The organism is Pseudodesulfovibrio alkaliphilus (genome assembly GCF_009729555.1).
GTDB classification, from domain to species: domain Bacteria; phylum Desulfobacterota; class Desulfovibrionia; order Desulfovibrionales; family Desulfovibrionaceae; genus Pseudodesulfovibrio; species Pseudodesulfovibrio alkaliphilus.
This window is the reverse complement of the sequence record NZ_WODC01000010.1, coordinates 1-13,915: the sequence shown is the minus strand read 5'-3', so window position 1 is coordinate 13,915 and position 13,915 is coordinate 1. Positions and strand designations below refer to the sequence as shown.

At 60.7% G+C, this 13,915-nt stretch carries 11 protein-coding genes and 3 tRNA genes; 6 read left to right on the top strand and 8 right to left on the bottom strand.

Going from position 1 to position 13,915, the window contains the following annotated elements:
* Positions 1–27: 27 nt before the first annotated feature.
* Together GKC30_RS13230 and murA are read right to left on the bottom strand one after the other, a co-directional pair.
* Positions 28–1,881: a hypothetical protein gene (locus GKC30_RS13230; protein ID WP_155935444.1), complete on the bottom strand. Its 1,854-nt coding sequence runs from the start codon at positions 1,879–1,881 to the stop codon at positions 28–30.
* A gap of 209 nt (positions 1,882–2,090) precedes the next feature.
* On the bottom strand, positions 2,091–3,347 hold the full coding sequence (murA, locus tag GKC30_RS13225) for a UDP-N-acetylglucosamine 1-carboxyvinyltransferase (protein ID WP_155935443.1): 1,257 nt from the start codon (positions 3,345–3,347) through the stop codon (positions 2,091–2,093).
* A 70-nt stretch (positions 3,348–3,417) separates the two neighbouring features.
* On the opposite strand from murA, the gene GKC30_RS13220 reads away from it, so the two are divergent.
* Positions 3,418–3,493 (top strand) — tRNA-His (locus tag GKC30_RS13220).
* A gap of 7 nt (positions 3,494–3,500) precedes the next feature.
* On the opposite strand, the gene GKC30_RS13215 is transcribed toward GKC30_RS13220, so the two are convergent.
* A complete protein-coding gene (locus tag GKC30_RS13215; RefSeq protein ID WP_231117179.1) occupies positions 3,501–4,322 on the bottom strand; it encodes a lipid-binding SYLF domain-containing protein in 822 nt (273 codons plus the stop codon).
* Complete coding sequence (selB, locus tag GKC30_RS13210; protein ID WP_155935442.1) at positions 4,294–6,237, bottom strand: selenocysteine-specific translation elongation factor; 1,944 nt, start codon at positions 6,235–6,237, stop codon at positions 4,294–4,296. Before selB ends, GKC30_RS13215 begins: the two co-directional genes overlap by 29 nt.
* A 119-nt stretch (positions 6,238–6,356) precedes the next feature.
* Between selB and GKC30_RS13205 the strand changes: the two genes are divergently transcribed.
* Positions 6,357–6,836, top strand: coding sequence for a VOC family protein (locus GKC30_RS13205; protein WP_155935441.1), 480 nt, complete (start codon positions 6,357–6,359; stop codon positions 6,834–6,836).
* 124 nt (positions 6,837–6,960) lie between these two features.
* Here the strand turns inward: GKC30_RS13205 and GKC30_RS13200 are convergent, their stop codons facing one another.
* Genes GKC30_RS13200 through GKC30_RS13190 form a run of 3 tightly spaced genes read right to left on the bottom strand, consistent with a single transcriptional unit; the run spans position 6,961 to position 11,001 of the window.
* Positions 6,961–8,349, bottom strand: a complete 1,389-nt coding sequence (locus GKC30_RS13200; RefSeq protein ID WP_155935440.1) for an aminopeptidase — start codon at positions 8,347–8,349, stop codon at positions 6,961–6,963.
* Positions 8,346–9,758, bottom strand: a complete 1,413-nt coding sequence (selA, locus tag GKC30_RS13195; protein ID WP_155935439.1) for an L-seryl-tRNA(Sec) selenium transferase — start codon at positions 9,756–9,758, stop codon at positions 8,346–8,348. The genes GKC30_RS13200 and selA overlap by 4 nt, the downstream gene beginning before the upstream one ends.
* Positions 9,759–9,771: 13 nt before the next feature.
* Positions 9,772–11,001: a bifunctional folylpolyglutamate synthase/dihydrofolate synthase gene (locus GKC30_RS13190; RefSeq protein WP_367614143.1), complete on the bottom strand. Its 1,230-nt coding sequence runs from the start codon at positions 10,999–11,001 to the stop codon at positions 9,772–9,774.
* A gap of 111 nt (positions 11,002–11,112) precedes the next feature.
* Here GKC30_RS13190 and GKC30_RS13185 point away from each other — a divergent pair.
* A tRNA-Arg gene (locus GKC30_RS13185) sits at positions 11,113–11,189 on the top strand.
* An 84-nt stretch (positions 11,190–11,273) separates the two neighbouring features.
* On the opposite strand, the gene GKC30_RS13180 is transcribed toward GKC30_RS13185, so the two are convergent.
* The gene (locus GKC30_RS13180) at positions 11,274–12,173 is read right to left on the bottom strand and encodes an AEC family transporter (protein ID WP_155935438.1); all 900 of its coding nucleotides are present in this window, start codon (positions 12,171–12,173) and stop codon (positions 11,274–11,276) included.
* Between the two features lie 214 nt (positions 12,174–12,387).
* On the opposite strand from GKC30_RS13180, the gene GKC30_RS13175 reads away from it, so the two are divergent.
* The 3 genes from GKC30_RS13175 to GKC30_RS13165 all read left to right on the top strand — a co-directional run.
* Complete coding sequence (locus GKC30_RS13175) at positions 12,388–12,675, top strand: hypothetical protein (protein WP_155935437.1); 288 nt, start codon at positions 12,388–12,390, stop codon at positions 12,673–12,675.
* A tRNA-Leu gene (locus GKC30_RS13170) sits at positions 12,654–12,740 on the top strand. Before GKC30_RS13175 ends, GKC30_RS13170 begins: the two co-directional genes overlap by 22 nt.
* Positions 12,741–12,891: 151 nt before the next feature.
* On the top strand, positions 12,892–13,915 hold a 1,024-nt coding region (locus GKC30_RS13165; RefSeq protein ID WP_367614142.1), incomplete at its 3' end, for a DUF6538 domain-containing protein.

Here is a 13,915-nt window from a genome sequence, read left to right as displayed (position 1 = left end):
CCGAATAAAGTCTTGTTTCTGATGCGATCAGCCCCGCTTGGGGGCAGAGGGATGCCGCATGTGCCAACCTGCGCGAACTATGAAGCAAATTACACCCACATATACGGGCAGTATCAAGGCCCGGACGCCAGTGAGGTATCGGGGCAAGGGAGGTTCGACCAGTATTATGTTTGCCAATCCCAGCAGGAAATAGCTCAATCCGGAAAACACGATCAGGCATAACGCCGGTACGAACCCGCTTGAAAGGATTGCTTTTCCCATAGATATCCGATTTCGCGCTTGCCATGCGGAAGCGGCGAGAAACGCCAAGGAAAGGAAAAAGCCAGTGATGAGGGGGAATTTCCATCGGCCTAAAAGGGTAAACTGCTTGGCCGAATCAAGGAACGCTCCCCAAACCCACCGGACATACATGCCCGGATGTTCCAGCAAGACGGCGCGAGCCAATTTATTGAAAAGCTCGTTGCACTCCTTTCCGCCCCTGCAATATCCCATCTCCCCGCCCATGTTGGCGACAGTGTAAGAGTAGTGCTGGTATATGTGCATGTAGACCTCTTCAGCGGTTGCCCACGGGGGTACCAACGCCCCGGCATTCGATAGATTGTCCGCCGCGGCTCTGGCATAGGGCCGGATGTCCTCCGGCATTGCTTCGGCCGTGTCCCTGTCGAGAAAGTTGCCTGCAATGCGGACAATGTTATGGCCGCCGAAGGAGACCAGTCCGAAATGATTAACCACCACATACCGCATGCCGCAAAAGAGCACGAAGGGCAGTACGACGCCAGCCGTTACAGGAAGAAGCACTTTCTTGGCCGCATCTTTTCGCGAGGCGGAAGGGTTGTTGAGAAACACCCAACCAAGGGTAATGAAAGGCATGAGAGGCAGCAGGAAAAGATAGGCCGGTCGTATATGGTAACCGAGAAGCGTTATGAGGCAGCACGCAGTGACGAACAGGCCACGCCGTTTTCCCTCTGCGCTGAAGGCCAGGAATAAAAAGCCCAGAGCGGCGAGGGCTGCGGCCAAGGCCATGCTGTCGGTCGCATGGTGGGCGATATAGATAAGTCCGTCGAGGCGGTATGCGCCGATCATGCAGACCAACGGCAGGGACATGAACACACCTGTCCATTTTCCGGCCAAACTGCCAATGCCGAGCGCAAAGACAAAGACAGCTGCCAGGTAGAGCAGCAGTTGCATTTCGGGAAGGATAGAAACAGGGATCAAGGCCAGCAGGAGAGGATATCCGAGTGTCCTGAGAGAACTGAGCGCCCCCGTCAGGGAATCAAAAGGAATGTTCAGGTAGGAATTGGTGTCGGGCAAATGCTCAAGAACAAAGCTGGCAGAGGTCGAAAAGGTGGCGAATCGGTCGAGCAGCAGCACCCCAAGCCAGAGCAGGGGCATGCGAGCGAGGCGATGGCATGGCGTCCCCGGCGGCATTCGAAAGAAAATGAGCCAGATGATCGCCAGCAGGCTGAGCGAAACATAGTCGGTGTTGAGCCATGCGTAAGGATTGAAGCTGGCAGCGTAGGATCGACCGTTATAAATGGGTGGGGTGTTGTCCGGGGTGGAGAAAAGCACTCCATCCCTGTGGATGTACAGGCCGTTGCCTTTGGCTTGTACGTCCCCGTGCCATGAGCTTGGGTGCCCATACTCTATGCCGTTCTCCAGCATCCTGACGGTGGAAAAGATCCCCTGTGAAAGATCTCCGTAAATATCCTGCGTCCACCCATAGCCGTACTGACCCAGCCTGCTGACCTTGTCGATGGTGACGGGACGGACGGTATCCGTCCCGAGCAGGTTGAGATTGAATATGACCTTTGAGGCGACAAATACGCCGAACAAGGCGAACAAAAGAGCCCCAACCCATAGTTTAGACGCAAGTTTTCGCATTATCAATACCTTGTTGCTTCATGTCGTGCGGTGACGGGTGATGCCTGTCTCAGTCCGAAACACTTCCTACGCCGGCTCTGTGTGTCAGCCCCGGCCTCAACGCCAGGATCGTTTTCCCTTATTTGGTGATAGGCCGGATGCCGGGCAGGAAAAGACCAAAGCAAAAGGTCTCTTCCCGCAGTCTCCCGTCGTCCGGCCCGTCCGTATCTCTACCCGGCAACCCGTTCGATTCGGGCACCGACGCCGGAAAGCTTGGCCTCGATGTTCTCGTAGCCCCGGTCGAGGTGGTAGATGCGTTCGATGGTCGTGGTTCCCTGGGCCGCCAGCCCCGCCAGGACCAGGGAGGCGCTTGCTCGCAGGTCCGATGCCATGACCGGAGCGCCTGTGAGCTTGCCCACGCCGTGGACCATTGCCGTTCGCCCCTTGAGTCGGACATCGGCCCCCAGGCGCACAAGTTCGAGTACGTGCATGAAGCGGTTTTCGAAGATCTTCTCCTCAATGGTCCCTGCCCCCTGGCCAAAGCACATCAGGGCCATGAGCTGGGCCTGCATGTCAGTGGGGAATCCGGGGTGGGGGAGCGTGGTCACATCCACGTTCCTGAGCGGACCTTCGGCGCGGCGCACCAGGACATGCCCTTCCTCCTCCTGGAGCCAGACACCCATCTCGCGCAGCTTGTAGGTCACGGCGTCCAGTTCCGGGAAGGGGCAGTCGACGATCTTCAGCTCGCCGTTGGTGATGGCGGCGGCCACCATGTAGGTACCCGCTTCGATGCGGTCGGGCATGACCCGATAGTCGCACCCCGAGAGCGAGGAAACGCCGTCGATGGTCAGGACGCTTGTTCCCTGCCCGCTGATCCTGGCACCGCAGGCGTTGAGGAAATTGGCCAGATCGACCACCTCGGGTTCGCGGGCGGCGTTTTCCATGGTGGTGCGCCCCTTGGCGAGGCTGGCGGCCATGAGCAGATTTTCGGTGCCGCCCACGGTGGGAAAGTCGAGGGTGATGTGCGCCCCTATGAGGCCGTCCTTGCAGGAACCCTTGATATAGCCTTCCGTGATCTCGAAGACAGCGCCCATGCGCTCCAGGCCGCGCAGGTGGAGGTCCACCGGGCGCGCCCCGATGGCGCAGCCGCCGGGCAGGGCCACACGGGCCTCGCCCAGCCGGGCCAGCAGCGGACCCAGGCAGAGCACCGAGGCCCGCATGGTCTTGACCAGATCGTAGGGCGCTTCGGGCTTGAGTTCCACGCAGCGGCTGGTGGCCTCGTTGCCCGCAAAGGTGGTCTCGCAGCCCAGGATGTTCAGGAGCTTGAGAGAGGTGCGGATATCCGCGAGCCGTGGCACATTACTTAAGTTCACTTGGCCCTCGGCCAGCAGGCAGGCCATGAGAATGGGCAGGGCCGCGTTCTTGGAGCCGCTGACCCGGATGGCGCCCTGGAGCGGAACACCGCCTTGAATGACAAGTTTATCCATGGAATTCCTTTTTCATAGTTGTTTTGCTTGACCGAACGCGAAACCTTGGCTAAGAAATGCCCCTCACGCGGTGGGTGTAGCTCAGTTGGTAGAGCACTTGGTTGTGGCCCAAGTGGCCGTGGGTTCAAGTCCCATCACTCACCCCAGGAGCCATTAATTGGACGGAACTACGGTTCCGTCCTTTTTTGTTGCCTCGCGCCCTTGGGCCGCGGCGTCTTCGAGCATGTCGATGAGCGGACGCGCACCGTCGGGCACGGTGCCGGTTTCGAAGAGCACATGTTCGGGGCGGCCGTCAGCAGTGCGATGATAGGCTGCATTGAGGCCGGTCCGGTTGGACAGGCCCCCGGTGCTCACGCCGACGCCCGCGTAGAGTCCCTCGGTCCTGCCCACAAAGATCACGTCGCCGGTCTCCACGAATTCCGGGGTGCGGTTGCCTTCGAAGTCCGCGTCGAGAAAGGTGATGGCCGCCCGGCCCTGGAGCAGGGCGCCGGTTTCGAGTACGTAGCGCACATCTTCGTCGCGCATGTAGAGGATGATGCCCGAGACTCGGGTGACGCCTGCCTGCATGCCCAGACCGCCGGTTCCCTTGGTCAGGAAGACGGGGCCGGTCCAGCCGCTGTCGGTTTGGGCCAGCATCAGGCCGTTGCCGCCGCCAAGGGAGAAAAGGAAGCTGACGCTGCCCATGCCGGGCACGATCATGGCCCCCCGGGCTTGACTGAGGAGCTGACGCAACTCCTGGCCCTGCTCGCCGTCCAGCCCTGCTTGCAGGATGTGCGCTGCCGAGTCCACCAGCCCCTGGGCCGTGGCCTCGGCGCTCGCGCCTGAGCCGCTTTCCGTCCCCCGGCTGGCGCAGGCGACCAGCACAAGGGGCATAAGCAGAATGCAGACGCCGCGAATCAGGTGTTTTTTGGCCATGAGCATGGCGTAAGTTGCCTCCCGGACCGTGTCAAGAGCGTTTGCGAAAATGGCGGACATCGCCCACGCGCACCGTGAGCTTCTCCTTGTCGAAGTATTCAAGCACCGGAATCAGGTACTTGCGCGAAAGGCCGGTCAACTCCTTGAAATCAGGGGCGGACATCTCGGTGTGCGTCTCGAAGAAGCCGACGATGGCCGTCCTGATGCTGTCCAGTGCCGAGCCGCAATAGTACATGTCATCCTTGACCCGCACAAGCTCGCCCCGGTCCTGAAGCAGCTTGAGCACGGGCGCGGCCTGTCTGGCGGTCAGCCCCAGCGGTTCAAGCACGTCCTTGAGATTGGGCGGGGTGGCGCCCCCCTCGCGGAAGGCCGCCTCAAGGGCCGTGCACACCGCCTCCTGATCCGAAGCAAGGGACACGGCGTGGTCCTTGAGCCGCAGCAGCTCCTGCTCGGCCACCACATCTCCCTTCCTGAGCAAGCGCTCAAGGATGAAGTGAAAGAGCTTCGGCGGCATTCTCTTGCCCCAGGACGACCCCAGCTCGCCGCGCTGAACGCCGGGCTTCATGGAATCCTTGCGGTGAAAAGCGGCCAGCCAGTCGAGCAACCCGTCCGTCAACTCCTGGACCAGTCTCCCGCCCGCGTATCGTCTCGCTTCGCGATCGAAGAGAATGGCTTTCTGCTGGCCTCCGAGAACGCCGAGAGTTTTTTCCAGGGCCTTGGTTTCGAGGTTGGTCATAATCAAGAGTTCGCTCCAGGAGAGCCCCTGCGGTCCGGCCAGCTCCAGCTGGGCCTCGGCCACCACCTCGGCCGATTCATGGGCCAGGGCGGCCAGTGCCTCCACCTGAGGGGAAAAGCGTTTGACCTTGTGCCCTCGCGGGCCGATGACCCGGCCCCCGGCAAAGGCGCGAAGCGGCGAGAACGAGCGCAAGACCACGCGGTCGCCGTAAACCCCGGCCAAAGGCTCAATAAACCGCACCTGGCACACGGCGGTCTCTCCGGGCTTGAGTTCGTCACGGTCAAGCAGATATATCCGCGCCAGCACCTCGCGGGCGCCGTGGTGAAAGTGGACTTCCTTGCGGTGTTTGAGCGGGCGTCGCGAGGATTCGAGCATGGTCAGTTCCATGTCCCAGACCTGGGCCGGAAAGAGCGTATCGGGCCGGGCCAGCACATCGCCGCGCCGGATGTCGTCCACTTCAAGCCCCTGCAGGTTCGCGGCCGTCCTTCGTCCGGCCCGGGCTGTCTGCACTGTGGCCCCGTGGGATTGCAGGCTGCGCACTTTGGACCGGACATCGCCCGGATAGAGCCGGACTTCCTCCCCCACCGAAAGGGACCCGGAAATCATGGTGCCGGTGACTACGGTTCCGTGCCCCTTCATGGTGAAGACGCGGTCCACGGGCAGCCGGAAGAGGTCCGAGCGTCGTCCGGGGGTGAACCCTGCCATCAGAGTGCGCAGGGCGTCCTTCAGTTCGTCGAGTCCCTGGCCGGTGTGGCTCGATACGGGCACCACGGGCGCATTGCCAAGGAAGGTGGGTTCAAGCCAGACCGCCACCTCGTCCTTGACCATCTCAAGCCATTCCTCGTCCACCATGTCGGTCTTGGTCAGGGCTACCAGGCCGGAGTTTACGCCAAGGAGCTGGCATATTTCGAGGTGCTCCCTGGTTTGGGGCATGATGCCCTCGTCGGCGGCGATGACCAGCATGACAAAGTCCACACCCGTGGCTCCGGCCACCATGTTCTTGACGAATCTCTCGTGACCCGGAACGTCCACAATGCCGAGTCTGGATTCGTCATCCTGTCCGGTCTCGGTTTCCGCGCCTTCCCTGGTTTTGAGATCAAGAAAGGCGAAGCCGAGCTCGATGGTAATGCCCCGCTTTTTCTCTTCCGAGAGGCGGTCGCAGTCGATGCCCGTGAGGGCCTTGATGAGCGTGGTCTTGCCGTGGTCGATGTGTCCGGCGGTTCCCATGATGACAGGCATGCGGTCCTTCCCTCTTTCGTGCTCCCGATGTTTCTGGTATCCGCATAGCACGATAGACAAAAACGGCGAAGTCCTCAACAACGCAAGCACTTCACCGGATATGACACCAGGAGTACTCCATGCCCATGATCTTTGCAGGCCCCTCTCTGCTGGTGGCCGACATCAACGCCTCGCGCACCTTTTATCAGGAGATCCTCGGTCAGGAGGTGCTGGCCGACCATGGTGCCCACGTCGCCTTTGCCGGTGGGTTCTCCATCTGGCAAGCGGACCTGGCAACCCAAGTGATTTATGAGGGTGCCCGGCAACCCCCGGCGGCATTGGGGCAGGGCAATTTCGAGCTGTATTTTGAAAGCGAGACCCTGGAAGACGACTATGCCCGCGTGGGCGGTCTCTGGAAGGACATCGTCCACCCGGTTCAGACCGCGCCATGGGGCCAACGGGCTTTCCGGCTGCACGATCCTGACGGCCATGTGGTCGAGGTGGCCGAACCGCTGCCCGTGCTGGTACGCCGGCTGCTGGCCCAGGGGCTGACCATCGACGAGATCAGCGCACGCACCTCCATCCCGGTCGAGGGAGTGGAGGCCATGAGGGGCCGGTAGCATCCTGCGTGTCCGGCAAAACGGTCGCGAACGCACCCCCATGAATCAGGTCCGGTCATGTTCTTTCGTTCATGGGAACTGATTCACGGGGCAATGAAGCGAGGGAGGCTTTCTCGACGCGCCCCTACTGCTTCAAAAATTCCCTGAAGGCCAGGGTGCAGGCGTAAATGTCCACCTTGGCCGAAAGCTCGAAGGGGGAGTGCATGGAGAGCACGGGTACGCCCACGTCGATGACATCCATGCCGTAGACGGCCAGGAACTTGGCCACAGTGCCGCCGCCGCCCACGTCCACCTTGCCCAGCTCCGACATGTGCCAGGGGATGTCCGCGTCGTCGAGGATGCGCCGCAGCCAGCCGATGAAGTCCGGGTGGGCGTCGTTGGCGCCCACCTTGCCGCGATGGCCGGTGAACTTGTTGAAGCACGGGCCGTAGCCCAGGCGGGCCGCGTTCAGCGGCTCATAGACATCCTTGTGGTCAGGGTCCATGGCGGCGGACACATCCGCGGACAGGGCCGAACCGCCCGAAAGGACGCTCGACAGCCGAGCCCCCGGCTCCCACGCCTCCACCAGCTCCTCCATGCAGTTTTCAAAAAAGCGTGAGTTGGCTCCGGTGGCTCCCTCGGAGCCGATCTCCTCCTTGTCCCAAAAGAGTATGATTTGTGCGTATTCCGGGTCAGGCTCGGCCAACAAGGCTTCAAGGGCGCAGAAGACGCTGGAACGGTCGTCCTGGCCGTAGCCGCCGATGATGCTGCGATCAAGGCCCACGAACCGGGCCGGTCCGGCTGGCACAGCCTGCATCTCGGCGCTGAAAAAGTCGGCTTCGTCGATGCCGTAGCGCTTGTTGAGCAGTTCCAGAACCTTGCGTTTCACTGGCTCCTTGACCGCTTCGCCGTCTTTTCCCTGTTTGGCTGCGGGCGATTGGCCCATGATAAGGTTCAGTTTTTCGGCGTCAAAGGCGTCGGCCACCTTTTTTTCCACTTCCTTGTAGGCCAGGTGCGGCAGCAGGTCGGTGATGGTGAAAACCGGGTCGGCCGAATCCTCGCCGATGCACACGGCGACCGCTTCGCCGCTTTTTTTGACCACAGTACCGTGCAGGGCCAGGGGGATGGTCAACCACTGGTACTTGCGGATGCCACCGTAGTAGTGGGTCTTGGCAAGGCAGATGTCCGTATCCTCATAAAGAGGCCGTTGCTTGAGGTCCAGCCGCGGGCAGTCGCCGTGGGCCCCCACCAGTCGGAATCCCTGGCTCAAGGGGCGTCTGCCCTTGCGCGCCAGAAAGCAGGTCTTGTTGCGGTTGAAGCGATAGGCAAGCGGGGCAGCCAGGTCGTCCACGAACCCGGCGGCTTCGACCTGGGCCCTGACATGGTCCATGACCAACCGTTCGGTCTTGCACCGGCTCAGGAAATCCACATACCTCTCGGCCATGGCGTCCATGGCCTTGATGTCCTTGCCGGAGGCATAGACCTCCCAAGCCGATTTCGGTTCATATTCGAGTTTCGCGATTTTCTTGCTCATGCCTTGTCCTTTATGGTGTCCACGGCTTGGCGCAGCGCCTCGGCCGTCAGTTTGAGTTCGCTTGAGGTCAGGGTGCGCGGGTCGAGCTGGAGGGCGTCGTCTTCAATGCGAGCCACCAGCGGCGGGTCGGTCCCGAGCAATGCCACGCGCAGGGACTCTGCAGACATGCCGGGCAGGTTCACCGAAACCAGGGTGCCGGGCAGGTCGTATTCCGGGAATGCGCCGCCGCCAACTCGCGAGAAGCCCTTGCGCAAGGTCACCTGGGCTGAATCTCCAAGCTCGGTCCGTACTGCCTCGGCCAGTCTGCGCGCTTTGCTGCGCAGGGAGTCCTGCGAGGCCGTGATCATGCGCAGGGTCGGCACCTCGCGCCGGGCGGTTTCCATGTCGAGGTAGAGGCGCAGGGTGGCCTCCAACGCGGCCAGGGTCATCTTGTCGATTCGCACGGCCCGGTTCAGGGGGTTTTGCTTGATGCGGTCCACGTATTCCTTGCGTCCGACAATGATGCCCGCCTGGGGGCCTCCCAGCGCCTTGTCCCCGGAGAAGGAGACCACATCCGCACCCTGGGCCACCACCTGCTGCACCGTGGGCTCGCCCGGCAATCCCTCGCCAGCCAGATCGCAGAGGGTGCCGCTGCCCAGATCCTCAAGGACCGGCAGACCGTATCTGTCGCCAAGGAGGCGCATCTCGGGCAGGCTCACCTCACGGGTGAAGCCGACCATGCGAAAATTCGAGGTGTGGACGCGCATCAGCGCTGCGGTCTCATCGCCGATGGCCTGCTCATAATCATGGACATGGGTACGATTGGTGGCCCCCACCTCGCGCAGGACCGCGCCAGACTTGGCCATCACGTCAGGGATGCGAAACGAACCGCCGATCTCCACCAACTGGCCTCGCGAAACGATGACCTCGCGCCCCCGGGCCAGGGTTTCAAGCATGATGAGTACGGCGGCCGCATTGTTGTTGACCACCAGCGCGGCCTCGGCTCCGGTTATGTCGCAGAGGATTTTTTCCACATGGCTGTAGCGACTGCCCCGTTTGCCCGAGCCCAGGTCGAACTCGCAGTTGGAGTAGTGGGCGCAGGCATGGGCAACGGCCTCGACGGCTGACCGGGCCAGGATGGAGCGGCCGAGATTGGTGTGGATGACCACGCCCGTGGCATTGAGGACCCGGCGGAAATGGGGCCTTGAGGCGCTGCGCACAAAGGCGGCCAAGCGCGGCAGAAGGGCGTCAAGAGTCAGGGCGGCCGCATCGGCGATGATGCCCGTGCGGATCTCCTCGCGGCAAAGATCCAGGAATGCGTTGACCTGTTCCTTGACCAACTGGCGCGGAAATTGGGAGATGTCCGGGTCGACTTCAAGCGCCTCGAGGGCCTGGGCTACGGACGGGAGGTGGCGAAACAACGTGCTCATGATAATCTCGATGCTATTTAGTCAAAAATTCCGGGTAGATATTATAAAACTCGCCGAGCAAGTACAAGGAGCCGCAGACAAGCACCGGCCCCTTTGCCTCGGTTCCCAGTGCCAGCGCAGTTTTCAGGGCTTGATCCAGGTTCGGCATGGCCCGTGCGTCGCCGCCCATTTCCGAGGCGATACGCGTCGCATCTCCGGCTCGTTCGTTTTCCAGGCCCGGCACCAGCACCGGCCCATCCGTCAGCGCCCGCACCAGCGGCAGCATGGCCGAGGCGTCTTTGTCAGCCAGGCAGGTGAAAACTACGGATGCCGGCTTGATGTTTTCTGTTTTCAGGGCTTCGCCCAGGGCGGTCAGGGCGTGCGTGTTGTGTGCGCCGTCGAGAATGATGCTGCGGCCGCCGACAATCACTCGCTGCATCCTGCCGGGAACAAATGCCGACTCCAACCCAAAGCGCTCGGCATCGGCCTCGCTGCGGATGGCGGCCATGGCGGCAAATACGCGCCATCCGGCCAAGGCAAGGCGGGCGTTTTCCCGCTGGTGCGGCCCGGAGAGCCCGAGGCGACCATCGACCACCGGGTCGGCAACGTCCGAGGCGAGTATCAGGCGTGCGCCCACGGACTCAGCCCGCTCGGCAAGTTCGGCCATTGCTTCGGTGCGCTGCGGGCCGGTTACGGCCACAGATCCGGGATGGATGGCTCCGGCCTTGTCCCTGGCAATGTCCCGCAGTGTCGGGCCGAGGATTTTTTCGTGATCCATGGCAATGGGAGTGAACAGGGTCAGGCGCGGCGAAAAGACCGTGGTGGCATCAAATCGGCCGCCGAGTCCTGCCTCCATCACCGCAATCTCGACATTCTTTCTTTCAAAGGCGAGCATGGCCAGACAGGTCTGAAACTCGAAATAGGTTAGGGCCGCGCCGCCAGGGGTGGCAAGAATTTCGTTGGCAAGCTCAACCCACTGCTCGCGTCCGAGGAGGGAACGGTTGATCTGCACCCGCTCCCGCGGCGAAACAAAATGGGGCGAGGTGAACAGTCCCGCCTTGATGCCATGCGTCCTGGCTATGGAACAGAAAAAGGTCGAGGTCGAGCCCTTGCCGTTGGTGCCGATGACATGGACCACGGATACTCCAGGCCTGCCGCGTACGGCCCAGAAGGTCTCCATGCGGCCAAGGCCAAGCTCCATGTGGAACAGCCCGAGGCTGTCCATGTAGGAAAGGAGTGCATCGTAATCCTTGAGCGGTTCCACGCCGTCCCTTGTATCAGGAACCATCCTGCCAGGGAAGCCCTGCGCACCGCCCGTAACTGCGGCACGAAACCCTTGACCTCACGCCACGCGTTCCAGTATCACACCACCAGTGCGCCAGTAGCTCAGTTGGATAGAGCATCGGCCTTCTAAGCCGACGGCCGGGGGTTCGAATCCTCCCTGGCGCGCCAATTCACATTGCCCGCCATGTCCCAACCGTTTGTTGGCGCCACAAGACTCAAAGTGAACCCTTTGCGGCACCGAGCATTGCAGCCCTACCGCATCACCCAGTACCATACGGGAATGGTCAGGAACGAAAGAGGAATGCCGACACCCATCAGGGCAGCGGCCAGTGAGGGATTGAGGCCATAGGTCATGGCAATGATTCCGCCAGTGATCATCGGCCCCATGGCCGCCTCGAAAATGGTGACGCGGGCAATGATGTCATTTTGTCCGAAACCAACCATATAGAGAGTGAGGATAAGGGCCGGAGCCAGTAAGAGCTTGTAGCCCAGGCCAAGGGTCAACAGGTGGGCGTTGCTTTTGATCTGGCCCGGCCGCAGCGTCATACCCACCGAGAGCAGGGCCAGCGGGGCCAAGGTTGAGCCCAGGCGCTCCAGCATCACTATCAGCCATCCGGGGAGCGCGACCGGCTGGAGAGCGATGCCGAGAACAAGCGCGGCAACCGGCGGAAACAGCAAGACCTTCCGCGCCAGGCTCCGCCAATGACAGCCGTGTCCTGCCGCCCGCGCAGCCAGAATCATACCTGGCACAGCCAGGACCATGAATGTTCCCGCCAGGTCGATGACCATGCCCACGCCTACAAGCTCGGGACCGAAGAAAGCCTCTATCATGGGCACTCCCACAAACGAGGTATTGCCCAGGCCTGCGACAAGGGTCAGGCAGACCACGGTCTTCTTGTCCAGTCCCAGGAGCCGACCCGCCAGGGAGAACAGAATATAGCCCGCCCCAAAGACGATCCAAGGCATGGCGGCTGGCAGCATCAATCCGGCATCGATTGACAGTTTATGCCCATGGGTCAGGGCCAGGGCAGGCAGTGCCATGTATATGATGACGGCATTCAAAACGTCCGGCCCCTTTTCGTCCGCAACCCTTCCGGCCCGCAGGATCGCGCCCAGAACAAAACAGACCACCAACAACAACACGCTCCCCATTCCAATTCCCTCACAGACCGCTGATTCCGGCCCGAATACCCGACACTTTAGCGGCCCCAGCGATACGGTGGGCATCAAGACGTTGCCCGGTTAAAATATCTGGACCCAGTGCCGCCACTATCGGGCAAAGTTCAGTTTTTTGTACCCCCACCAGCCGCAGATAGGCAAGGTCAATCCCTTGAGCTCAAAAGGTAACACCTTGAAATGGAAGGGCATGCATCAATATTTTTTTAATGGCTGGAGTTTTGGCATGACCGTTGCAAAGACAAATGCAACTTCTTCCTTTTTTGCACACGAGAAAGCCAAAGGCTTCCACGGACGGTCCGAGGAAGCCTTTCTCGTATCCGACTTTCGGCAGAGGACCGCCCATCGCCATGGCAACCCGCTCTCATGTTTTCCTGATTCATTTTCTTTACTCGCCTTGAAAAAGCGCTTGCAAACCAGGATCAACCAATATATAAGCCATCTTCCTCTGAACGTGCCGAAGTGGTGGAATTGGTAGACACGCTAGGTTCAGGGTCTAGTGGGGGTTCCCCCGTGGAAGTTCGAGTCTTCTCTTCGGCACCAGAATGATCAAGGGTTGCGGCTAACAGGCTGCAACCCTTTTTCTTTTTTATCCGGCAAGTTACGCGATTGTCTTCTTTCGGCGTGATTTGACCCCTCTGGGTCAAAGTGGTGGGTCAAAGCACCCGGAATCGTCTGTCGCCGGAGACGTCACATGCCGCGAATCGCTCGCTCCCCGAATCACCTTTACTTGAAAGGCACGACCTACTACTTTCGTCACGTTGTCCCGAGCGCCCTGCGCCACTCGCTGGGCCGCTCCGAGATCAGGATGTCCCTGCGCACGGGATACCTGGCCGAAGCAAGGCCAAAGGCCCGAATCCTGGCCTCCGGCGTAAAACAAGTCCTGACCAGGATACAAGACGGTGAGCTCGCCATGGATGATTTTGACCGCATCAAGCTCTTTCTGCGGGATTTCCTTGAACGCTTCCTCAAGGAGAATGAGCAGATATCCATCAACAACCTGACCCCGCCCAATCCGATTCTGCAATACGTGCCGGGAAAGACGGAAGAACTCATCGACCACCTGAAAGGGCTTCTGGTCTCCCGCGACTACGACACCATGCGGGAATACATGGTTCTCGCCGCCGAGGGAGACGTTTTCGGGCCGCCCCAGTCCTTTGACCTGACGGATGAGTTCGCCCACGAATTCACGAAAGCCCTCATCGCCTACTACCGGATTATCAGCCATCGCGCCGAAGGCGACTATGCCTTTGAAAACACCATTCTGCCGCCTGAACCAGCGGCTCCACAGCCTGCACAGGAAACCAAGTCCCAAATCGTGCTTTCCGAGGCCCTGAAACGCTACAAGGCGGACAGGATCGCCGCCAAACGATGGAGCGAGGGCAGTGCCAATGACATCCTGTCCACGCTCAACAGCCTGACCGACATCCTCGGCGACATTCCGGTGGACGAACTGGACCGGCAAGCTGTGCGCCATGTACGGGATACCCTGCTCCAGCTCCCCCGATTTCGGAACAGCAAACGATTCAAGGGCAAGACCATCCAAGAAATGGTCGCCCTTGAACCTGACAATACCGTTGCCGTCAGCACTGTGAATAACAATCTGACCAACATTTCATCATTTTTGACATGGTGCGAGGATGAGCAGCTTATTCCCGCCAACCCAGCTCACCGTCTGAAGATAAAAGAAGAAAAGCCAGAAACGGAACACCGCTCCC